This is a genomic window from Natranaerofaba carboxydovora (assembly GCF_022539405.1).
Lineage (GTDB): Bacteria > Bacillota > Natranaerobiia > Natranaerobiales > Natranaerofabaceae > Natranaerofaba > Natranaerofaba carboxydovora.
Genome location: NZ_CP054394.1, coordinates 2,833,480 through 2,855,857, shown reverse-complemented (window position 1 = coordinate 2,855,857; position 22,378 = coordinate 2,833,480). Strand labels below are relative to the sequence as shown.

Below are 22,378 nucleotides of genomic sequence, written 5' to 3'. Positions count from 1 at the left end.
TAACGTTAATTTCTTTAGTAACGGAGGTAATCAAAAATGGAGATCTCAACCTTGCTAATAATAAAGGTTTTTTTAACGGGGGTTCTTATTAGTTTTTGTTTAACACCTTTAGTAAAATATTTATCTTTCAAAGTAGGTGCAGTTGATGAACCGAGTGAAAGAAAAGTACATAAAAAAATAATGCCCCGGTTAGGTGGAGTTGCAATATTTCTTGCGTTTATTATTAGCCTTTTGATTTACCTACCATTTGATGAACTTATATCATTAATGGGTTTGATAATGGGTGGACTTGTTATTTTGTTTGTAGGTATAATAGATGATATTTATAACATAAGACCAATATATAAGCTGTTAGGACAGATTATAGCTGCTTTAATTTTTGTAGCCTTTGGAAGCCAGGTCATTTATCTTTCAGCACCTTTTGAAGGGTTAATATATTTAGGTGTTTTGAGCATACCAGTTACTATCTTTTGGCTGGTGGGAGTTAGTAATGCGGTCAACCTTATAGATGGTCTTGATGGACTTGCCTCAGGGGTTACGGGGATAGCTTTGTTTATTTTTGCCCTTGTAGCACTAAAAACTGGACAGCCTTTAATTGCTTTGGTAAGCCTTGCCCTTTTGGGTGGTGTAATCGGATTTTTCCCTCATAATTTTCACCCGGCGAAGATTTTTTTAGGGGATTGTGGTGCATTATTTTTAGGGTTCGTTGTTGCAGGTATATCGGTAATGGGTCTTTTAAAGAGTGTTACTTTGATTACTTTCATGATACCAGTTTTAATTTTAGGAGTTCCAATTTTTGATACATGTTTTGCTATAGTGCGCAGGTTCAAATGTCATAAACCTATTTTTCAGGCAGATGGTGATCACTTGCATCACAGGTTGCTAAGATTAGGGTTGAGCCACAAACAGACGGTTTTGTTTATTTATGCCATAAGTGCGGGACTGGGGTTAGGTGCCATACTGTTTGTTACAAATGGTTATTATTAAATTTAAGTATTATTACAAATAAAAAGCAAAAGATATGGAAATCTTTGTCGATTTGTTATATAATAAGACATAGTATATGATTCTGGTGCCAAAAAGTCATATGAACAAAGTTTTGTTTTTAAATCTTAAGTAATTTCAATGGAGGAGTTCTTTTGGATTTTCGCCAGCTAGAAGTTTTTGTCAGCATTTGTAGAACGGGGAATTTTTCAAAGGCTGCACAGGAACTTTTTTTAACTCAACCAACTGTAAGCTCCCATATTTTTCAGTTAGAGAAAGATTTAGGTCTATCTTTATTTGAGAGGAGAGGTAGGAAAGTTGTTTTGACACCTGCAGGTGAAAATTTCTATCCTTATGCTTTAGATGTACTAGATTTAATGAAGAGAGCAAGGGAAAGTTTTCAAGAATACAAAGATCAAATTAAAGGAACTGTTAAAATTATTGCCAGTCAAACTCCTGGAAACTACTTACTTCCCTCCTTATTAAAGAAATTCAACGTAAGATACCCCGAAGTTAAATTTGAAATTTCCATTTCCAACTCGGATGACGTATACGACAAAATATTAAATTATGAAGCTGACCTGGGCTTTGTTGGTAAAAAGTATACATCTGATAAGATAGAAAATATTTATTTCCAGGATGATGAACTTATTTTGATTTCACCTAACAATTCAAAATTAAAAAATATTGCAGATAATAATAGCGAAATACAACTTGAAAAGATTGTGGACATGCCTTTTATAATAAGGCGTGGAGGCTCTGCAACCCTCAAAACCTTTGAAGATTATCTACAAAAAGAATTTAAAAAAGACATAAACTCCTTAAATATAATTTTAGAAGTTGACAGCATAGAAAGTGTAAAAAGCTTTGTCAAGGAAGGATTTGGAGTGTCAATTCTTTCTAGGCATTGTCTTAGTGAAGAGGACAGTTTATTAAAATACAAAATAAAAGGTATTGATTTTAAGCGTGAATTTTATAGTATTTATCACAAAGGAAGAGTTTTGTCTCCAACTTGTGAAAAACTATTAGATTATATTGAAAATGAAGATAAGCTGGAGGGCTATAGGTGAAACATGAAAATTATTATTTTGAAAAAAAGAATTTATTACCCTACATATTGATTGCCTTTTTATTTTTTGGTCTGTATATTAGTGAAGTTAAAGGTGAAGAAGAAGGTTGGAAGATTAATCAATGGGTAGAAACCTCGGGGCCTGCCGGAGGTAAAATTACTTCAGTAGAAGTGGATCCTTACAATTCTGAAAGAATGTTTGCTACAACCCCATGGGGATTATTTAAAAGCAGTAACCAGGGTAATAATTGGTTCGGATATGGTTTCTCTCAAGATTCACTTAACGTAGTAAAATTTCATCCACACAGGCGAGGTGTAGTTTTTGTTGGTGGAGAAGACGGAATCTACAAGTCGTATGATCAAGGAGATAACTGGGAGCATCTAATAGATGAACTCGGTACAGAAGAAGTGTATGCCATGGATTTTTCGCCTTTTGATAGAGATATGCTAGTTGTAGGGACAGATGATGGCATATATATTTCAGAAGATGGTGGAGAGTCATTTGATAAGCTAAAACAGACTCCTAGCCCGGCTTTAGAAGTAAAAATATATAGGCAAGATTCTAGTCAGATTTATGTTGGAACAGAAGATGACGGCTTGTTTATTACTACCAATAGAGGAGAGAACTGGAGAAATATCGGAGAGGATTTACCCGGAAGTATCCTTGCCATAGAGGCAAATCCATTTGACAATAATTTGATTTTTGTGGGCACTTCTTATGGGATATATCGTACAGGTAATGCAGGAGATATAAGTCCAAGGTGGACTTCAACTGGAGCTTTGGGCTCAAAAGTTGAAGATATATGGATAGACTTAACTAATCCAAGCCAAATCTTTGCAGGGACTTCTGATCAGGGTATTTTACGATCGCATAACCTTGGTGAAAGCTGGCTTTCACCTATTGATAATCTGCCAGAGTTAGAAGTACTGCAGATAATCCATCACCCCTCACAAAGCGGGGAGATTTATCTTGCAACAGCAAACAATGGAGTGATAAAGTTAAACGATGAGTTAAGTGATTACGATTATCTTAATGATGGGATAAGTGCACATATAACAGATATTAAAGCATCAAATAAAAAAAGAGACCACTTAATGGCAATAACAGAAAATGGTCTTTATATGAGTGAGAACAAAGGAGACAATTGGGATAGAGTTTTTGATGGTTCGCCAGAAGAGCTGTTTTTAACAAGTTATGGGTATGATATAGATTTCTTAGACAAAGATATTAACTTTGATGACATCTTTGATGACATACCAGATAAAGGCGAAGTATTACATGTGATCGAAGAAGATAAAATTAAATATACTTTTGATTGGGGAGAAGATTGGAAAGAAATCTCAACACAAGATTTAGATAGTGGCATTATCGATTTGACAGTTAATCCACTAAACCCTAAAGAAATTTGGGCTGGTACAAAAAACGGGATTTATGTATTCTCAGAAGACAAAACCTGGGAAAAGGCTGGAGATTATGATCTTTATACCTCTAACCTAGATATTGTGTACTCTTACGCGAAAGATGAACTGGTGATATATGCTACTAGCCATAATGAATTATATAAAAGCGAAGATAACGGAGGTAATTTTGAACAATTAGATGGGACAGATGAGGATATAGCCCCTACAGAAATTTCGGTAAATCCATTAGACAAAGACGAGTTTTGGATAGGTACTTATAGCCAGGGAATATTTTATTCAGATGATGGAGGCCAAACCTTAACAAGAAAAAATGAAGGAATATCTTATCAAATTGGAGGAGAGGATAAATTTTTCCCTACGGTTCATACTTTAAAGCAAAAGCCTGATATGCCAGGTAATTTGTTTGTTGGTTTGGAGAGCGGGGTTTATTTCACCAATACAAAAGGGGAAACCTGGAATGAAGTGGAACAGCTCCAATCAGCTTCTACTGATTTGGCTGTTAGCTTTAAAGAGCCAACTAGCCTTTACCTTGGAACCAAAGAAGGCGTGATCAAATTTGATTCTTATGAAATACCCTATCTAGGATGGGAAAAAGAAGACTACTATGAATTAAAAGACCCAAATGTTTATAGATTAGAAGAAATCTTTAATTTAAAAAATAATGCTGATGAAAAAGTATCTAATTTAATGTTTAAGACACCGGCGGTAGTTGAGCACGGTAGATATCAATTCTTATATGATAGTCATATAGACCCATGGCCTAACGAATTCCAAGATAGCCAGGAAACCTTACCTGGAAATGAAAAAATAAAATTTGAAAACGAACAGTTACCCCCTGGAGAACAGTGGGAGATAAGAGCTGAAAATACTGTTGTTAGCTTTGGGATAGAGTTTGATATAGATAAAATCTCGCCTGAACCTTATGATGAAGAGTCAGAGCTCTATCAAACTTTCACTTCTTCAAGCCTGATGAGTGATCCTCAGGAATCACGAATTGAAGAACAGGCACGGGAAATAGTTGGTGATGAAGACAATCCTCTAGAAAAAGCTAAACTAATATTTAGGTGGGTCCAGGATCATATGGAGTATGTTCCACCAGGAAATGTTGGTGCTACTCGTGCCTTAGAAGATGGCGAGGGGGTATGTGCTGATTACTCAGATCTATTTGTTGCATTAGCTAGGGCTAGTGACATCCCTGCAAGAAGACTATCGGGATACTATTTAACCGGCGAGAGCGAAGGACAATTTCATGCCTGGGCGGAATTTTACCTTGAAGGATACGGTTGGATTCCTGTAGAAGCGACTTTTGAAGGTGACGAAGAATTTGAGTACTTTGGCAAATTAGAGCCTAGACATGTATTTATGTCCTGGGATGTTGTAAGACAGGAGTACAGCGATGTCTTAGATTTTGAAGAAGAATTTAAGATTGAAGAAATAGATTTAAGTGATAAAGGATGGGATATAGAAGAACCTTTTGAATATCAAGAACACGATTTTGATATAGAAAAATTTAAGGACTTAGAGCCTCCAGAAGACTTTTTATCTGAAGGTGAAAAACTTATATATTTTGTGATAGACAGAGATCAGTTTTATTTAGAAGATGAACTTTTGGAGCTAGACTCCCCACCCTACCTAAAGAACGATCGAACCATGGTTCCTGTAAGGTTTATAGCAGAATCACTGGATTCTCAGGTGAAATATGATGAAGATACAGAAGAGGTAGAGATTTTATATGATGATAAACAAATTAAGTTATACTTAGGAGACAAAACAGTTGAATTAAATGGTGAACAATTTGAACTTGATGTTGAACCAGAAATAAAAAATGACAGGACAATGGTACCGCTTAGATTTATTAATGAATCTTTAGGTGCTGAAGTTAATTACGATGAAGACACAAAAGAAATATTCATTATACAAAAATAACGTTCGGCACTAATAGATGCAAATTTAATTTTGATTCTGGTGCAAAAAGCCTATGAACACTATATTTATGTGAATAGACTTTTTGCACCAGAACAATTTTAAAAATCAACAAATAAATTTAACAAATTTGGCGTAATAAAGATTTCGATAATTGCTGCTATAAAAAGTAAAACAACTATTATAGGAAGAGTTTTAATAACTAACAGCAAATTAATCTTAAGATTATATAGCCTTGACATATTTTCTCGGGGATTTATAATTTCACTTCCTAACCTCAAGCCCAGCCCACCACTAATTAATATTGCCGGTATTTCGATAATGCCGTGGGGTATTATTGCCAAAAGAAAAAGAAGTGGATTAATTCCATCTAATGTGGATATCACCCCAAGGGCGCCAATTGCCCCACCATTTAGCGCTAGGCCAATAAATGTTGGTATTGCAAGGATAAAGCCGCCAACAATAAATACTAGTGATGCTCTTAAGTTATTTATGAAAAGCTGCCATGTGCCCCATATAGGATTTGCATCAAAGATTTTATCCCCAATATCCTGTATATCACTGAAAAACTGTGAAAATAAATTTAAAGTAAAATCAGGTAATATTACTGCACCTATGGAAGCTAATATTAGAGCTCCAAAAAAAACAACTGTAGCTAATATTAACCAGTTTTTATTTTCTAAGATTAGTGAGAAATATTTCAATACTTTCCCTCCCGGTTAGTTTTTCAAAGATTATCCACATACCCCAGGGGATAACCTGGGGATAACTTATGGATAAGATTTATCTTCATCCATCCTATAGACAAAAGCAAGCACTTCTGCTACAGCCTGATAAAGCTCAAATGGTATATTTTCACCTATATCAAGGTCCTTTAAGCTTTCTGCTAAGTCCTCATCTTTATAAATATGAATTCCTTCTTCTTTTGCTATTTCTAAAATTTTTTCGGCAGTCTTTCCTTTACCTGAGGCGAGTACTTTTGGAGCAGCATCTTCATCATGATAACCAAGGGCGATAGCTTTTTTAAGGCCATTGTATTCTATTTTAGAATGATTATCTTTATGTTTATTATTATCTGTCATTATATCACCTGCCTATGCTTTAATATCCAAAACGCCAAAAGGGTTATATGCAGTGTTTAAAATTTTTCTTGCCTTTTTCACGGTGTCTATATCAGTTTCTTCAAATTCTATTTTAGCTAACTGAATTTTTTTAAAGCCTTCACTTTTCTTTAGGAAGTTTATATTACTTTTTAAAAAATTTAATGTATCAGTATTATCTAAATTAAATTTTAGAGATAGAACTGGCGGGGTATAAAAGAACCTGATAACCATCTGTCCAAGGTTTGGAGGGTGTAGATATAGCCCCAGGTTATATGCTGAACTGTATTCTTTTCCTTTAGATTTTTTATCGTGTTTAATAAATCTTCTAGACAACAAAAATTCTACAGGCCTTTGTCCTCCGGCGAAATTTAAGAAAAAAACACCCCAAAAGAATGGTAAATTTTCATGGGAACTTTTTATATTTAGTTTTTGCAATAAAGTGGTTAGGCTAAGTAGTTCTAATTCGCTGCTCTTTCCTTTACTTAAAAGTGAAATATACTCCTCAAGAAATTTATTGGCACCATCTCCACTAACAAATATATTAAAGATATCTTTAATTTGATTAAAATTTAAGGAATTCTTTTCACTGCCGCTGCCAAAAAGGTTTAAAGTCAACATATTAGCAAGTTCGCTGTCATATTGCAACCATGTTCCCTGTGTGCCCTGCAAGTTTCCAGCAAAATTTTCTTGTAGTTGTAGATAATTGAGGGCGCCATCCAAATTTTGTCCGTTAGCGGTCAAGTTATTGGACAAAAGCCAAAGGATAGCTTTTATCTGATTTTCTGATAGATTTTTTGTTAGAGGTGCAAGGTTTTTTATCATATCCGCACTTGGGTTCAAATTTTGCCCCAAAAAAGCTTCTACCAACTTCTTTGCTCCAGGAAGTTGATTTAGAGAGTTTCTTGCTACAAAATCTTCAGCCTGTAATCTTACCTGGTCTTCAGGACTTAATGTTTCGAGAAGCTTAAGGTTTACAGTACCATTCTTATCCAAAAAAACTTTTCCTTTAATCCAGGATCCTTCATCAAGATTAACCATCGATTTTACTCTAAAAGTATTATTTGATACACTAATAATCACATTTTCACCAGAAGTTTTTTTGACAAAAGCTTTAACAGTACTTCCTGGCCTAAACAGGTTTTTTATCAGAGACGAGGTGTTTTTTAACTGTATGGTGTTGGTATTTGGATTAATCTCCATTTTTACACCTCTCTTTTAATAGCTTTCTTTTAATAGCTGTTGACTTAAAAGACATTAAATAGTTAAATATTATAAGGAATTCTTAGTTTAGGAACTCTTATATTGTTAACTTATGGGGTGAGGTTGGTGTATAAGATAGATCAAAAAGTAACTGAATTGATTAAGGATATACCTATTATCGAAAAAAGTTATATTGTCGGTGGAGCTAATAGAGATATTATATTAAAAAAAAAGTTAAAGATTACGATTTTTTAATCCACCCCGATGATTTTTTTGAGGTATTAAGTAGCTTCAAAAGAAAAGGAGCTACAATTATTTGCCTTGATAAAGAAAGAGATTATTATCGGGGGATATACTTTTTAGACAAAAGTAATAAATTTCAGTTTGATTTGTCCAAAATAGAAAGTAATAGTTTAATTAATGATCTATCTAATAGAGATTTTACTATAAATGCTGTGGCTTTGCCTACAAAATTTTTTTTAAAAAATAAAGTTAAAGACGAAGATTTTATTGATCCCTATAAAGGAATAAGTGATATTAAAGATAGAATATTAAGACCTGTTTGTAACAAATCAATCTTTGAGGATGATCCCGTCAGGATAATAAGGGGTTTTAGGTTTATCAGCAGAGGGTTTTCTCCTGTTGATAGTTTGTATGGGTTGATGGAAAAACATAAAGATAAACTAAAAAATGTTTCGCCAGAAAGAATTTATCAAGAGCTTTTTGTGATATTAGAAAATGGCATAGCAGATAATGAAGCTAAAAGTGAAACTAATAGTGGAGATATTTATAAATTTCTTATTTTAAATAAAATGACAAAGCTTGGTATATGGTCAATCATTTTCCCTTTTAATAATCTTAATCTATCAGATCAAGGTCAAAGGATAAGTGAAGATTATTTATTAAAAGTTGAAAACCAGCTTTCAGGGTTGATAGATGTTTTAAAAAATGAGTTAATTAAAGAAGAAGATATAACCTTTTTAAAATGGCTCATCTGGTGGAATGCTCTTTATATAGACAAAGAAAAGACTGAATTTAGCAGGTTTATAAACGATTATAACAGTTATTTTCCGGTATTAAAAAAACATAAAAAATATACAGAGTTTTATTTAAGAGGTTCATCTGATAAGGACCTATTATATCAAACGGCAAAATCTTACCTAGAAAAAACACCAGAAACAAAAGAAGAAGAGATTTTCTTTATTGTTGGGCAAATTTTTGGTAAACTCTCTTTTGACAAACTCTCTTATAAAGGTAAACAATATTTTAATTCTGAAGATTTTTATAGAAGAAAGAAAATGTGCGAAAATCTAAATGAAAAACTTAAGTTAATCAGAAAAGAGATAGATGGTAAATTTATTCTATCATATTTAGACAAAAAGCCGGGGCCGTGGTTAAAAGAGTTTATAAAAGAAGTACACTTAGATCTTTTGATTAAACTGACAAAAGCCCCTCCTGACAAAAATGATAAAAGCGAAAAAGATATAAAAAAACTCGGCCAAAAAGCCATAAGTAAACTTAAGGAGTGTGAAGGAATTGGAGGGGAGTAATACATTCAAAGCTGCATTTATAATAGTAGTACTTTCGGTATTTAGTAAAGTTTTTGGATTGTTTAGGGACGTTGCTTTAGCCGGGGTTTTTGGAGCAAGCTTTGAAACAGATGCTTATCTTATTGCTACTTTAATCCCAAACCTTTTATTTGCCTCTGTTGGAGCGGCTATAGTTACTACATTTATACCCTTGTATTCAGAATTAGATGAGAATAATGATTATAGGGAAAGAGACACTTTTGTAGCTACATTTTTTAAGATAATTTTATTTATTTCTATTTTTTTAGCGTTGATTGGTGTTATGTTTGCACCGGCTATTGTTAGTGTAATGGCCCCTGGGTTTACTGGTGAAATAAGAGAACTTACGATCCTTTTAACTAGAATCATGATGCCTGTGATAGTTTTCTTAGGTGCTGGTGGCGTTACTAAAGGGATACTTAACTATAATAATGATTTTCATACCCCTGCATCAGTTGGAATCTTTCAAAATATAATTATAATCTTTTCTATTGTTGCACTAGGATCATCTTTTGGGATAGTTGGTGTTACAGTGGGAACGCTTATAGGATTTTCAATGAACTTTTGGGTGCTACTACCAAAGCTGTATAAGCTAAGGGTTCCTGTACTTAAAGGAATGGATATAAGTCATCCAAAGATCAAAAAAAGCCTCTACCTTGTACTTCCAATTCTGCTTGGAAATGCAGTGATTCAGATTAATGAAATGATAGATAGGATGCTAGCTTCAAACTTAGCGGAAGGTAGTGTTTCGGCACTAAACTTTGCAAGTAAAGTTTTTATTCTTCCTCACGGAATTTTTGTACTAGCAATAGTAACTGCGGTGTATCCATCCATGAGCAAATTTGCTAATCAACATAATTATAATGATCTAAAAAGGTTACTACGCCAAAGCCTGTCGGCCATTACTTTTATAATATTACCTATAATGATTTTGACAATTTTTTTTAGAGAAGAAGTAATTTTTCTTTTATTTGAACGGGGTCAGTTTGATGAACATGCGACAAATCGAACGGCCATAGCACTGTTTTTTTATTCTTTTGGGATGCTAGCTATTTCTCTAAATGAAATATTAAAGAGAACTTTTTACTCAAAACAGGATACTAGAACACCTATTTTGGTAACTGTATTTACTGTGGCTGTCAACATAATACTAAATCTAACTTTTATTGGGCCTTTAGGTCACGGAGGGCTTGCTCTTGCCACAAGTATTGCCGTATTCTCAGGTACTCTTGTCTTATTATGGGGACTTAGAAGAAACATTGGTCCTTTTGGTTTTTATGAGTATATAATTAGCCTTTCAAAAATTCTTACATCAGCAATCTTTATGGGGACATGGCTATATTTTGGGCTTTTTTTAATAGAGGGTGCTTTTCCTGAAACTTTTTTTGGGATAACAGGGAAAGTTGGATTTATGTCTTTAATCGGGTTTTTGATCTATGGTATCGTGGCAAAACTTCTAGGATCTAGTGAGCTAAACTATTTACAAGGATTAATTTTTAGATACCTGAAAAGACAGTAACTCTTAATGAAGGATTCTAATGCATGAAGGAGTTTGATACATAATGATATATTTAGACAATAGTGCTACTACACCTGTAAAAGAACAGATTGGCAAGGTGGTCTATAAAGCTTTAACTGAAGAATTTGGCAACCCAAGTTCACTTCATGGCTACGGTATCAGAGCAGAAAAAAAGATAGATGAAGTAAGAGACCTATTAAAAAAATTAATGGGAGTTAAAGACGGTGAGATTATATTTACCTCAGGGGGAACAGAATCAAATAATTTAGCGATTTTTGGTGTGGCAAGAAGGTACCAAAAAGAGGGAACGCATATAATAACCTCACAAGTAGAACACCCATCTGTATTAAATGCGGCTAGACAGCTTGAAAAAGAAGGATTTGATATTACTTACCTCCCTGTTGATGAAACAGGAAGGGTAAATTTAGAAGAACTAAAAAAATCTCTTCGTGATGATACTATACTGATAACTATACAGTATGTGAATAATGAAATAGGGACCATACAGCCCCTAAAAGAGATCGGTGAGATATTACAGCAGGAAGGTCATCATGCTTTTTTTCACACAGATGCAGTTCAAGGTCTACTGAAACTACCTGTTATACCAGAAGACTTAGGGGTACACCTTCTTTCCTTTAGTGGGCACAAGTTTCATGCCCCAAAAGGGATTGGTGGGCTTTATATAAGAAAAGGTACCTTCCTTACACCTCTTATGTTTGGTGGTGGGCAGGAGTTTAACTTAAGAAGTGGAACCGAAAATGTACCTGGAATATTAGGGCTGGGTAAAGCCCTGGAGTTAAACTATAAATACTATAAATCAAAGGAAGATGCTTTGTACGAAAAAAAAGAAAAGCTTTGCAATAACATCTTAGAGAATTATAACGAAGCAAAACTTATAGGTCCAGGCCTTAGAGAAGGTTCTTCCCACATCCTTAGCCTTGGGTTTAGAAACTTTGAAGGGGAAGTTTTGCTGCGTGCCTTAGAAGAAAAAGGAGTATATGTTTCCACAGGTTCTGCCTGTGCTTCTAGGAAAAAAGATAAAAGCCCTGTACTAGAATCAATAGGGTTATCTGATGATTACCAGGAGGGGGTAATAAGATTTAGTTTAAGCTACTTTAATAGTCTAGATGAGATAGAGCAGGCCTCAAAAAAAGTTGTTGAGGTGGCCATGGAGCTTGAAAAGTTTACTAAGGAGTGAATAAAATGTTTGATTATATGTTAGTTAGATATGGTGAAATTAGCCTAAAAGGAAAAAACAGATCGGAATTCGAAGATAGGTTAGTCACTAATATAAATAACTCTTTAAAAGGGTTGGATAAAAGAAAAATAAATAAAACGTACGGTCGAATATATGTCGAACTTAAAGGAACCAAAGAAGATGCAGATGAAGTGTCAGATAGACTTAGCAAGGTTTTTGGGATTGTGTCAGTAAGTCCTGCGGTCTTGGCACCGCTAGACGTAGAAAAAATAAAAGACATATCCTTGCAGGTATTAAAAGATTCTTACAAGCCAGGAATGAGCTTTAAAATTGATTGTAAAAGATCCCACAAAAAGTTTCATAAAGACTCTATGGAGATGAATCAGATTTTGGGTACACATATTCTAACCAATGTGGATAACTTAGAAGTTGATGTAAAAAATCCTGATGTGACAATAAATGTGGAAATTAGGGAAAATGGTGCATTTATTTATTCAAGGGCGATCGATGGCCCAAAAGGGTTACCTGTAGGGGTGACAAACAAAGGCATACTTCTTCTTTCTGGAGGGATAGATAGCCCTGTTGCAGGATATCTTGCAATGAAGAGGGGAATTGAGGTTATTGGCCTTCATTTTACAAGCCCACCTTTTACCAGTGAACGTTCTGTAGAAAAAGTAAAAGATATAGCAAAGGAAATTTGTAAACATGGAGGTAGATTCAAATTATACACAAACTATTTCACCCAAATCCAAAAAGCTATTCAAGAAAAAGTAAATGCTAGGATGAGGGTAACGATTATGCGTCGTTACATGTATAGAATTGCACAAGAAGTAGCCAAAAAAGAAAAAGCCCAGGCAATAATAACTGGAGAAAATGTTGGTCAGGTGGCAAGCCAAACCCTAGAAAGTATCAACGCAATAAGTAACGTTGTAGATATCCCTGTGATTAGACCCGTTGCCTGCTTAGACAAACAGGAGATAACAGACCTTTCTAAAAAAATTGATACTTTCTCTATTTCGACAAGACCTTATGAAGACTGCTGTACTCTATTCTTACCCAAAAAACCAGAAACAAGACCCAAAATCAATGCTTTACAAAAAGAAGAAGAAAGATTAAACATAGAAGAGCTTATTAATGAATCTATAAAAGAGATGGATGTGGAAATATTTTTGCCTTACGAAGAAAAAGAAGAGCTTGAATTCAAGTTATAATTTTGGCAGGTTTTTCTGACATAAAAACAGGGGATTCCCTAATACACTTTTACTTAAAGCTATTTTATAATATAATGTGAATAGGCAAAATAATAACCGGAAGGTGTGGGGACCTTCCGGTTATGGGGTAAGATGTTATATATTTGTTTATTTGTTTTGTGTCACGATATTTAGTTTTTTCGTGGCACTTTTTTTATGGATGATCTTCTGTGTAGTCTTCCCACTTATCAGTGTGACACTCAGTGCAGTCTTCTTGCCCATGTGCAGCATAGTCGTGATTACCACCGGTATCATCATGACAAGCCATGCAGTCATCTCTTACTTCAGCAGGAGTGTGTACTACTTCAAACTCACCATCGATAAACTTATTCATCATTTCGATAGTATAAGCAGCAACGTCAGCAGTTAGTCCAGCACATCTATCTCCTCTTCTATCATCTCCTCTACTTTCAATATCCATGCCATGTTCTTTGTTGGCATAAACCATCCACTTTGTGATGGATACGTGACATAGACTAGAATTAACAGGTGTCTGTGGTAGCTCCCCTGTGTCGCCAAGCTGAGTCTCAGGGAATGGGAACTGCTGATACCATGCCATTAACTCCTGGGTTAGATCCATGTGATCATCTGGTTCAGCAATAGCTGCTAAGAAAGCTGCTGCTGGTGGTATTGCACCACAGATCGATCCCCAACCGCTAAGTCCTCCTCTAAAAGGCCAGAACATTTTTGTTGCAATCTGGTCAAACGGATATCCTACTTCTTCTGCTAGTATGCCGAAGGTCCCTTCGGCAGCACCGTAGCCTCATCCACCTTCTTTGTATCCATCCCATGCACGCTGCTTAACATAGTCAAGGTCATCAATCTTAACTAGACCTTCAAAAGGATACTCAGGAACATCAATTTCCTTCTCGTCAGCAGGATCAGCTGCTGGGGTATCTTTACCACAACCTCCAATTGTTGGTGCAAAAGCAAGTGCTGCTAGCGAAAGTCCGCCAGTTTTAAGAAACTTCTTTCTGTTGAGTTTACTCAACTCTATCCACCCCCATAACTTAATTTTTTGTATTTAAAAAAAATTCTAACAAGGTTACTGCAAGGTTATTGATTAACAATTAACTTAACTGGTTCTAACTTTTTATTGGAGTCCAATTTCTAAATGTTACAAACAAAAGTATTTTTCGATAGAAAATTGAACTTTTATAACATTTATCTATATTATAACCGCTAAATGATTGTTGTGAAAGGGGTATCAAGAACAAGCGCGGAAGGTATTGAAAGGGTTAAATTAATGCAAAAAGCTCCAAAACCCCTGTGGTATAGGCGTTCTGGAGCACAGTTAAAAAAATGCTTCAATAAAGAACTTATATAACAATAAGAAAGAGTTATAACAAAATGTTATTGTTTTCACTATTGAATTGTCTGTAATAATTCTGTAACATTTTTTTTTGAATTATTGTGTGAAAGTTTGGTAAAATGGTGTTGGTAAATATTATTCAATTAAATAGGATAGTAAAATTTTACTTCCTATATAAGCTCCAATAAATGAAGAAAACATAAATACCCAGCCATGAAGGGAAAAAGAAGGTATAGCACTTATTAGAGCACCAATATTGCAGCCCTCAGCAAGCCTGGCACCATAACCCATTAATATTCCGCCCATTAACCCTGAAATAATGAATTTATACGATCTTGGCTTTCTAATTCTAAATTCAGATGAAGAAAAGGAACTCAAAAATGAACCTAGGATAATCCCTAAATTAACAAGAATCAATGGATGGGCAAATAAACTTTCATAACCAAAAAAACTCCAATTAGAGATGTCAATTCCAAAAAGTCCTGCTATACCGCCGGCAAGATGGGTTAAAGAGGTAGTAATGCCCCAGGGGGTGCCGTATAATAAGAACATTATAGACATGATAACTACAATAAATATCGCACCCATATTATAAGGCCAGAATTTTTTACATGGATCTTTTGGGAATGAAAATATTAGTGAATTTTTGATAGCACTAATACTTAAAGCTTCTTTGCCTCTTTCTAGCCAAAGAGAGATTATAAACAACCCTGCCAAAATAAAAAGTTGGATTAATACAACAAAAGTTAAATTTAGGTATTCTGGGATAAAAACTGGACCAAACATAAACTTTCTTTCAAAGAAAGAAACATGAAATGCTCCAAAGACCGAGCCAAGAAGTATACCAAGTAAAGAAAATTGCTGCATAATGTAGCCTTCTCCTAATCTAACCATGCTACCAGTTACACAAGCGCCTGCAATAACCATTCCCATGCTAAACAAAACTGCTCCAATTATAGTCCATAGCCCAACAGGTGATAGGTTGAAGCTGCTGCTAGAATATTGATATATTAATGCGAAGAGAGGAGTTTTTAAGAATAGAATTATTATTAGTCCACGAAACAAGCTGGTGTTTCCTATGAGAAATAAATCACGAAAAGCAGCAGTAAAACAAAACCTTGATTTTTGCATGGTATAACCAAGCAAAATGCCAAAAAATATAATATAATTATATTTTGCTATGAAATAAAAGATTATAGCTGTTATAATATAAATTAGAGCTTTTTTAGAATTTGTGGCTTTGTTTTCCTTGAGTGTTTTCAAAAAACAACTCTCCTTTGTACTTTTTATTATTAAGGAGGTAACATCCATGAACCTAGAAACTATAAGAGCTTTTATGGTCGTTGTTGAAGAAGGAAGCATTACAAAAGCTTCTAGGGAGCTTCATCTCAGTCAACCTGCTCTTAGTTCACAGATTAATTATTTAGAGAAGTACTTTAAGACTCCTCTTCTAAATCGAACTACAAAAGGTGTTAGCTTAACTCCTGCCGGCGAAATATTATACCTAGAAGGAGGAAGACTTCTAAATATACTTTCTAATATAGAATCAAAAATAAATGATCTAGCTAGCTCTAACCAAGAGACGTTAAAAGTAGCAGCATCAAATACTATTGGTGGTTATGCTGTGCCGTGCAGTATTTATATTTTTAAGGAAAAATACCCCAAAAATGAAATTGATCTAGATGTTTATAACTCACCTGAGGTTATCAACCAGGTACTAGATGGCAATGTTCAAATGGGCCTTATAGAAGGTCCAATTAGCTCCGAGTTAAGAAAAAAACTGACGAACGAAGGCTTGGCCTTAAAACGCCTTGGAAATGACTATATTGAACTTGTAGCTCCATATAAAGAACCATGGATAGATAGGGACCACATCACCGTCTCAGAACTGGCTAAATATAACTTGATATTGAAAGAAAAGGGTTCAGGTATAAGGGCTACCATAGAAAAAAACTTAGCTGATCAAAATATTTCATTAAAAGACTTGAACGTAGTTCTTGAAATTAATAATATCTCATCTATTATTTCTGCTGTATCTGCAGATAAGGGCCTTTCATTTTTGCCAAGGATGGCAATCAAGAAAGAGATTCGACACAAAACCCTAAAAATTATAAAATTACAAGATGTTAATTTCCCGCATACATTTACAATGGTTTATAAGCCTAAGGACATATCAGAAGGAATTACTAAACAATTTTTTGATTTATTAATTTCAGATGAAAGAGGCTTTTGTTAACATTTTAAGTTATATTATGTTATAGTTTTTAATAACCATAGCTTTTAAGCTTTGGTTATTTTGATGTGCCATATACCAACATCTATTTCCTCTATACTGCAGGAATAATTATATTTTTCTTCGAAATGCTTGGTGACACTTTGAATTGAGCAGCTATGGTCTGTTTCTAATACGACTGTGTCTTTTGGCCCAAGCTTTCTTAATGCTTTTTCAGCTTTGATGATGGGTATAGGGCACATCTCACCTAAGGCATCAACAAACTTATCCATGATGATCTCTCTCCCTCCCTCCTGCCCCATTATTAGTTAATATATTCTTCATTAGAAGGTCCAAAACCTTTAGCAAAATAATCTAAAGAAAAATCTTTTTCTAAATAGGATTTTAACAAAATAAGTTGAATAAGAATAGAGGTAGGTTAAATTGTGGAGGTGTTAAATATTGGCAAAATATTCAAATAGGCTTTACTTAATATTTACTTTGTTTGTTTTTGCATTAATTTTTACATGGTCTATAGCAGGCTGCGGGGGTGAAGAAGAAACAGATAAAGAAAAAGAGCCTGATAAAGAGGTAGAAAAAGAAGAACCAAAAGAGGATAAAGATGTTAATTTAGATGCTATAGAATGTCACTTTTGTGGAGCAGAAGAAGACCACGAATATGATGTCCTTTCACGACCTATACTTGTTACATACGGAAACTCGTCAGATGAAAGACCTCATTCAGGCATATCAGAAGCATGTGTTGTTTACGAGCTCAGAGTAGAAGGTTCTCATACAAGGCTTCTTGCCTTATTTAACAAAGATGTTCCGGGGGATATAGGGAATGTCCGTTCTGCAAGATTGGATTTTATAACATTAGCTTTAGAGAATGATTCTTACTATGTACATGTAGGCGGTCATCAGGCTGCATTAAATGAAATAAACAGAATTGGACTTTCTAGCCTAAATGAGTTTCGTCATGCAGGTTTTTGGAGAAGTGATGATAGAGGCGCTCCATATAATGTTTATACAGAAATATCCCAGTTAGTTGATTCTGCAGATTCTAGGGGGTATAGTGAAGATGGAGAGAGAGAAGGGTTACTAGACTTCAGAGATGAAGAAAGCATGTCAAATTCCAGTGAAGAAGTTAGTGAAGTACAAATAAATTATGGGTCTAATTTTAATGTTATTAATTATGAATATCAGGAGGATGAGGGGGTTTATCTTAGAAAAGTCGATAATGAACCTCACTTAGACAGAGAACATGATCAAGAAGTAAAAGCGTCTAATATAATTATCCAGTACGCTAACTCTCGCACAATAGATGATGAGGGACGCCGTGACATAGATCTTGTAGGAAACGGCGAAGGCATGTATATATCAAAAGGTGAGATGATTCCAATAACCTGGGAAAAAGAATGCGAAGAGGCCAAAACCAAGTTTTACGACGAAAATGGTGATGAAATAAATCTCTACCCGGGGCAGACATGGATAAATGTTGTAGAAGAAGACAAAGTTACAGTGGAGTAGCCTAACAAGTTATGTTTTGTATACAGCAGAGGAAAGGTCCAAAACATCCTGTTTTTTTTGACCTTGCCTCTGCTATTTGCTTACCTATCGAACAATCATTTATCAATTGATTGGGATCTTTCGATTCTCAGAATAAGGCTGAAAGAAAGCTTCCATAACCTTTCCCTTTTCACTTATGATTACCTCTGCAGAGTTAACAAAACCTTCTTTGACCAAATACCTAAGATCAATAAATTTAACTAAATGCTTGTCCTTAATCTTTTCATGCTTGATATAATAATGAGGGGTGAAATCAGCGAAAAACTTGCCTACTTTTGTTAAAAGAGCTTTTTTGACTATTTTAGAAGGTGCTTCTTTTTTTAATCTTTTTTTGATCTCAAAATCCTTTAACATTAATGTGGTTCTACCAAGAATAACTTCTTTATTGTTTTCAAGGATATAATCCCAGTGGAATATGCTTGCAAAGGCAGGGACAATAACCACCTTATCAAAACTCTGCCTTGGAAATTTTTTTGTTAACATTCTTTTTAGCATTAATTTTGAAAAATATCTAAATAGAAAATAAAGTAAGACTAATATAAATAACAATATAGCTCTACCACCATCAATAAAACTGTTGAACATAATAACAGCTAATAGTAACGCTATCATAAAAGGTTCAATGAATACAAGAAGGTTCAGAGTTGTCCTTTTATCAGAGAAGGGCCAAAATAGTTTAGCACCATAGGAGTTAAGGGTATCTAACATCACATGGGTCGCACATCCAAGAAGAGTAAAAGAAAAAAGAGCAAAAAAAGATACATCAAATATAAATGATAGTCCGCCTCCTACTACCAGTGAAAGTATTATTGTACCAAGGATTGAATGAGTTGCCCCGCGGTGATATTTGAAGTATGGCACATCCCCAAAAAGATGGGTTGCTATATCAATATCAGGGAGGGAGGCTCCTACCATGGTAGCAATTAAGAAGGGATCCTCAAAACTCAGTTCTTGGCCTGTAAAGACCCTGTATGTGGCAGTACCGACAATTGTATGTGTGATTAAATCCATAGTACTTATTCCTCCTGGCTGCTAGTAAGACGTTTACGAGTAAAATTTTATCACAGGCAAGAGTATAATAGAGGGGCCAAATATTGTAAATTATTTGACATAGTCTACTGGCTTGTAGTAAAGTTAAATTACTAAGGGAATTTGTTTTTTGTAGCTTAGTATCTTTCCTAGAGGAGGATGACTTTTATATGGAAAAGAATGTGCAGGAGAACGTTGATTATACATTTTTATATAGGCACGAAGTGAGCAAGCTTTTGGATCAACTTGTTACTAATAAAAAAAATTATAGGAAACGTGATAATATAATTAAAAAAATTTTTGGAATGGAAAGACATGCAGTTCCTGTTATATTAGATCGTCTAAAAGATGCCGAAACAAAAGAGGCTTCAATTTTGAGTCAGCTTCTCATGCTCTTAGAGGTAGATGATGAAAATATAGGAGAAAAGCTCATAAGCCTTGCCTTTGATTCCAAAATTCCAGATAAAAATAAAAATTATATCCTAAAAGTGCTGGACTATTATGGGTTAGAGCCAGCTGAACTTCCCCATGAGGAAGTTTTTAGTGATCCGGAAAAAGCATTAAAAGATGCCAGGGAATCCCTTTTTACTGAAATTACTCAAAACCTCGAGGCGATACCGCAGTTTTTGATGGAGATATCCGATTTTTCTCCGGAGGTTCAAAGCACTCTTGTTCAGGAAATGGCCAAAACCGGGGATGAGAAGGCTGTAACCTTGCTAAAAGTATTAGCACAGTTAGATGAGTACGAGATTGCAAATGAAGCTATTAAAGGACTAGGAGATAACGCTACCCCATTGGCATACTCTGCCTTAGAAGAGCTTTTAGATAAAGAAGATAGAGAAGAATTTTACCCACTTATCAATGAAGAGATAAAAAAATTAAAATCAAAAGGCGTTAAAGCTTCCAATGAAAAGGAAATTGAAGGATTTAAAACCGGTGAAATTTATCAGGCTGCCGTATCAAAATTAGATGGACGTGGGAATAGAGCTATTTGGTTAGCTCTTCGCTGGGGTGAGGACAAAGGTGGGATTTGTCTAATAAATTTTCTTAGTAATATTAATGAAGGGTTAAATGATTGCTGGGGGATATACCGGATAACAATAAGCGAATTTAAAAAAATCATGGCTGATTTTAGAAGGGACAATTCCCTGATCAGTAATGATCCCGAATATGCAAAGGCATTACTAAAGAACGCTATAAGTAAGACTACTGAAACTGGGTCAAATAAGCCTATGGAGTTTTCTTTCTGGCGAAACTTTCTTTCAGAAGATTGGACTAGTCCAGAGCCTTATAACCCCGAATTTGATAAATATTCTAAAATTTTTGAGAGTGGAGAATCAAATAATAAATTATGGAAAGAACTTAAAAAACTTCATGAATACAAAGATTTTTGGGATTGGTTTGTACATCATCCCTACGTTTATGATCTTGCATCAGATATGTTATATAAGTCAAAAAAATCAAAAAAACTGATAGTACTATCAACTTCTGCTGATCAAGAGGAAATTTATCAAAAGTTTGTTGACAATCTTATTAAACCAAGACTAGACTTCTATATCAAAGCACTTCGTTTGATGGCAGACTTTGAGTTAAGAAAAGGGCGAACTAAGATGTATAGGGTGATAATGCTAGCTCTTTACTATCTTGAGGAAAAGAAAGAAGTAGAAAATCATCCCTTTATTCAAGGGATAGTAAATAAAAGTCTGCAAATGGCAGCGCAAAACTTAAAACATGGTTATGACCTTAGGATTAACCCGGAAGAATTTGATTATTGATTTTTTAAAAAAAACATTGTTCATATGACTTTTTGCATCAGAATCATTATTTGCAATAGGCCTTTATAGAGGGCCAATTTTTTTATGCCTTTTTTTGTATGTGCTAAAAGGGGGATAAATGTTTTTTTGGTGTAGAAAAATAATAAAAAATTAAACGGAGGTATTTTGCGTTGTCATACAATGTAGCTATTAATGGTTTTGGACGTATTGGCAGGTTGTTTTTGCGAAATTGCCTTTTAGATAAAAACAAAAAAGAAATTAAAGTAAAAGCAATAAATGATCTGGCAAAAACAAAGACCATATCTCATTTATTTAAATATGATTCCATGTATGGAACTTACCCGGGAAAAGTAAAAGCATTAGAGAATGATGAAAAAGAGTACGATAGTTTGCTAATAGATGATGATTACAAAGAAATTAAAATTTTTAATGAAGAAAAGCCAGAGAACCTGCCCTGGGATAACCTAAATATAGATTTAGTTTTGGAAGCAACCGGTAAATTTAGAGACAGAGAAGGTGCTAAAGCTCACCTCAAAGCCGGAGCCAAAAGGGTTCTTATCTCAGCTCCTGCAAAGGATGAAGATGTAACAATTGTGATGGGTGTTAATGAGGAAGAGTTTGATCCTTTTAGTGATTTTATTATTTCTAACTCTAGTTGTACTACAAATGCTATCTCCCCTCTATTGAAAGTGATTAATGAAGAGTTCGGTGTAGTAAGTTCTTATATGACAACTATACATTCGTATACAAATGACCAGAGGCTTTTAGATCTAACTCATGAGGATTTAAGAAGGGCAAGGGCAGCAGCCGAATCAATTATACCTACAACTACAGGTGCTGCAAAAGCTGTTTCAAAAGTCCTTCCTCTTCTTAAAGGAAAAGTGGAAGGCTTTGCAATAAGGGTTCCAACTCCTACAGTTAGTATGATTGACTTGACCTGTTTTGTAAGAAAAGAAACGGATAGAGAAGAGGTCAACAGAATTCTAGAGGAGAGGGCAGAAGGTTTTGAAGGTATACTTGACATAAATTATACCCCCCTGGTATCTAGTGATTACAAAGGATCTGAAGCTTCCTGTATCGTCGACGGTCTTTTGACAGACGTTTCTGGAGAAAATCTAATAAAGGTTTGTGGGTGGTATGATAATGAGTGGGCGTATTCAAAGAGGTTACTTGACCTGACATCCTACATAAATAAGAAAACCGGAAAACTAATGAGTACGTGGAAATAACAAAAACAAACAAAGG

19 protein-coding genes and 1 pseudogene are annotated in these 22,378 nt (G+C 34.7%); 12 read left to right on the top strand and 8 right to left on the bottom strand.

Annotation, left to right across the window (positions count from 1 at the left end; translation table 11 throughout):
- The first annotated feature begins 36 nt into the window (after nucleotides 1-36).
- The 3 genes from ACONDI_RS13490 to ACONDI_RS13480 all read left to right on the top strand — a co-directional run bounded on the left by ACONDI_RS13490 (nucleotide 37) and on the right by ACONDI_RS13480 (nucleotide 5,401).
- On the top strand, nucleotides 37-987 hold the full coding sequence (locus ACONDI_RS13490; RefSeq protein ID WP_241079067.1) for an MraY family glycosyltransferase: 951 nt from the start codon (nucleotides 37-39) through the stop codon (nucleotides 985-987).
- A gap of 152 nt (nucleotides 988-1,139) precedes the next feature.
- Nucleotides 1,140-2,054, top strand: coding sequence for a selenium metabolism-associated LysR family transcriptional regulator (locus ACONDI_RS13485; protein ID WP_241079066.1), 915 nt, complete (start codon nucleotides 1,140-1,142; stop codon nucleotides 2,052-2,054).
- Nucleotides 2,051-5,401, top strand: coding sequence for a stalk domain-containing protein (locus ACONDI_RS13480; protein ID WP_241079065.1), 3,351 nt, complete (start codon nucleotides 2,051-2,053; stop codon nucleotides 5,399-5,401). The genes ACONDI_RS13485 and ACONDI_RS13480 overlap by 4 nt, the downstream gene beginning before the upstream one ends.
- A gap of 98 nt (nucleotides 5,402-5,499) precedes the next feature.
- On the opposite strand, the gene ACONDI_RS13475 is transcribed toward ACONDI_RS13480, so the two are convergent.
- The 3 genes from ACONDI_RS13475 to ACONDI_RS13465 all read right to left on the bottom strand — a co-directional run bounded on the left by ACONDI_RS13475 (nucleotide 5,500) and on the right by ACONDI_RS13465 (nucleotide 7,701).
- A complete protein-coding gene (locus tag ACONDI_RS13475) occupies nucleotides 5,500-6,102 on the bottom strand; it encodes a stage II sporulation protein M (RefSeq protein WP_241079064.1) in 603 nt (200 codons plus the stop codon).
- A 66-nt stretch (nucleotides 6,103-6,168) separates the two neighbouring features.
- Nucleotides 6,169-6,480: an EscU/YscU/HrcU family type III secretion system export apparatus switch protein gene (locus ACONDI_RS13470; RefSeq protein ID WP_241079063.1), complete on the bottom strand. Its 312-nt coding sequence runs from the start codon at nucleotides 6,478-6,480 to the stop codon at nucleotides 6,169-6,171.
- 12 nt (nucleotides 6,481-6,492) lie between these two features.
- On the bottom strand, nucleotides 6,493-7,701 hold the full coding sequence (locus tag ACONDI_RS13465; RefSeq protein WP_241079062.1) for a hypothetical protein: 1,209 nt from the start codon (nucleotides 7,699-7,701) through the stop codon (nucleotides 6,493-6,495).
- 126 nt (nucleotides 7,702-7,827) lie between these two features.
- On the opposite strand from ACONDI_RS13465, the gene ACONDI_RS15720 reads away from it, so the two are divergent.
- From ACONDI_RS15720 to thiI, 5 genes are read left to right on the top strand one after another with little or no spacing between them, the layout of a single operon-like run.
- Complete coding sequence (locus tag ACONDI_RS15720; RefSeq protein ID WP_277397780.1) at nucleotides 7,828-7,956, top strand: hypothetical protein; 129 nt, start codon at nucleotides 7,828-7,830, stop codon at nucleotides 7,954-7,956.
- Nucleotides 7,923-9,251, top strand: a complete 1,329-nt coding sequence (locus ACONDI_RS13460) for a hypothetical protein (RefSeq protein ID WP_338086504.1) — start codon at nucleotides 7,923-7,925, stop codon at nucleotides 9,249-9,251. Before ACONDI_RS15720 ends, ACONDI_RS13460 begins: the two co-directional genes overlap by 34 nt.
- Nucleotides 9,238-10,788, top strand: coding sequence for a murein biosynthesis integral membrane protein MurJ (murJ, locus tag ACONDI_RS13455; RefSeq protein ID WP_241079061.1), 1,551 nt, complete (start codon nucleotides 9,238-9,240; stop codon nucleotides 10,786-10,788). Before ACONDI_RS13460 ends, murJ begins: the two co-directional genes overlap by 14 nt.
- Nucleotides 10,789-10,831: 43 nt before the next feature.
- On the top strand, nucleotides 10,832-11,986 hold the full coding sequence (locus ACONDI_RS13450) for a cysteine desulfurase family protein (RefSeq protein ID WP_241079060.1): 1,155 nt from the start codon (nucleotides 10,832-10,834) through the stop codon (nucleotides 11,984-11,986).
- A 5-nt stretch (nucleotides 11,987-11,991) separates the two neighbouring features.
- On the top strand, nucleotides 11,992-13,197 hold the full coding sequence (thiI, locus tag ACONDI_RS13445; RefSeq protein ID WP_241079059.1) for a tRNA uracil 4-sulfurtransferase ThiI: 1,206 nt from the start codon (nucleotides 11,992-11,994) through the stop codon (nucleotides 13,195-13,197).
- A 193-nt stretch (nucleotides 13,198-13,390) separates the two neighbouring features.
- On the opposite strand, the pseudogene ACONDI_RS13440 reads toward thiI, so the two are convergent.
- The 3 genes and pseudogenes from ACONDI_RS13440 to ACONDI_RS13430 form a co-directional block, all read right to left on the bottom strand.
- A pseudogene (locus ACONDI_RS13440) lies at nucleotides 13,391-13,975 on the bottom strand (C-GCAxxG-C-C family (seleno)protein); the annotation flags it as partial.
- Nucleotides 13,976-13,999: 24 nt separating this feature from the next.
- A complete protein-coding gene (locus ACONDI_RS13435) occupies nucleotides 14,000-14,227 on the bottom strand; it encodes a hypothetical protein (RefSeq protein WP_241079058.1) in 228 nt (75 codons plus the stop codon).
- Between the two features lie 456 nt (nucleotides 14,228-14,683).
- Nucleotides 14,684-15,811, bottom strand: coding sequence for a YeeE/YedE family protein (locus tag ACONDI_RS13430; protein WP_241079057.1), 1,128 nt, complete (start codon nucleotides 15,809-15,811; stop codon nucleotides 14,684-14,686).
- A 46-nt stretch (nucleotides 15,812-15,857) separates the two neighbouring features.
- Here ACONDI_RS13430 and ACONDI_RS13425 point away from each other — a divergent pair, with 46 nt between their 5' ends.
- Nucleotides 15,858-16,784, top strand: a complete 927-nt coding sequence (locus tag ACONDI_RS13425) for a LysR family transcriptional regulator (RefSeq protein ID WP_241079056.1) — start codon at nucleotides 15,858-15,860, stop codon at nucleotides 16,782-16,784.
- A gap of 44 nt (nucleotides 16,785-16,828) precedes the next feature.
- Here ACONDI_RS13425 and ACONDI_RS13420 read toward each other — a convergent pair whose 3' ends face one another.
- Nucleotides 16,829-17,053, bottom strand: a complete 225-nt coding sequence (locus tag ACONDI_RS13420; RefSeq protein WP_241079055.1) for a sulfurtransferase TusA family protein — start codon at nucleotides 17,051-17,053, stop codon at nucleotides 16,829-16,831.
- 169 nt (nucleotides 17,054-17,222) lie between these two features.
- Here ACONDI_RS13420 and ACONDI_RS13415 point away from each other — a divergent pair, with 169 nt between their 5' ends.
- Nucleotides 17,223-18,290, top strand: a complete 1,068-nt coding sequence (locus tag ACONDI_RS13415; RefSeq protein WP_241079054.1) for a DUF3048 domain-containing protein — start codon at nucleotides 17,223-17,225, stop codon at nucleotides 18,288-18,290.
- 102 nt (nucleotides 18,291-18,392) lie between these two features.
- Here ACONDI_RS13415 and ACONDI_RS13410 read toward each other — a convergent pair whose 3' ends face one another.
- Nucleotides 18,393-19,340 carry a metal-dependent hydrolase gene (locus ACONDI_RS13410; protein ID WP_241079053.1) on the bottom strand — a complete coding sequence of 316 codons (948 nt, stop codon included), beginning with the start codon at nucleotides 19,338-19,340 and terminating at the stop codon, nucleotides 18,393-18,395.
- 188 nt (nucleotides 19,341-19,528) lie between these two features.
- On the opposite strand from ACONDI_RS13410, the gene ACONDI_RS13405 reads away from it, so the two are divergent.
- Nucleotides 19,529-21,133: a HEAT repeat domain-containing protein gene (locus ACONDI_RS13405; protein WP_241079052.1), complete on the top strand. Its 1,605-nt coding sequence runs from the start codon at nucleotides 19,529-19,531 to the stop codon at nucleotides 21,131-21,133.
- 170 nt (nucleotides 21,134-21,303) lie between these two features.
- Entirely contained in the window at nucleotides 21,304-22,362 is a 1,059-nt protein-coding gene (gene gap / locus ACONDI_RS13400) for a type I glyceraldehyde-3-phosphate dehydrogenase (RefSeq protein ID WP_241079051.1), read from the top strand.
- Nucleotides 22,363-22,378: the final 16 nt, after the last annotated feature.

Excerpts from the sequence above, each read along its gene's own strand:
- ACONDI_RS13405 (WP_241079052.1), top strand. The coding sequence starts at position 19,529 with ATGGAAAAGAATGTGCAGGAGAACGTTGATTATACATTTTTATATAGG.
- ACONDI_RS13465 (WP_241079062.1), bottom strand. The coding sequence starts at position 7,701 with ATGGAGATTAATCCAAATACCAACACCATACAGTTAAAAAACACCTCG.
- ACONDI_RS13425 (WP_241079056.1), top strand. The coding sequence starts at position 15,858 with ATGAACCTAGAAACTATAAGAGCTTTTATGGTCGTTGTTGAAGAAGGA.
- ACONDI_RS13470 (WP_241079063.1), bottom strand. The coding sequence starts at position 6,480 with ATGACAGATAATAATAAACATAAAGATAATCATTCTAAAATAGAATAC.
- ACONDI_RS13410 (WP_241079053.1), bottom strand. The coding sequence starts at position 19,340 with ATGGATTTAATCACACATACAATTGTCGGTACTGCCACATACAGGGTC.
- ACONDI_RS13450 (WP_241079060.1), top strand. The coding sequence starts at position 10,832 with ATGATATATTTAGACAATAGTGCTACTACACCTGTAAAAGAACAGATT.
- ACONDI_RS13490 (WP_241079067.1), top strand. The coding sequence starts at position 37 with ATGGAGATCTCAACCTTGCTAATAATAAAGGTTTTTTTAACGGGGGTT.
- thiI (WP_241079059.1), top strand. The coding sequence starts at position 11,992 with ATGTTTGATTATATGTTAGTTAGATATGGTGAAATTAGCCTAAAAGGA.
- ACONDI_RS13420 (WP_241079055.1), bottom strand. The coding sequence starts at position 17,053 with ATGGATAAGTTTGTTGATGCCTTAGGTGAGATGTGCCCTATACCCATC.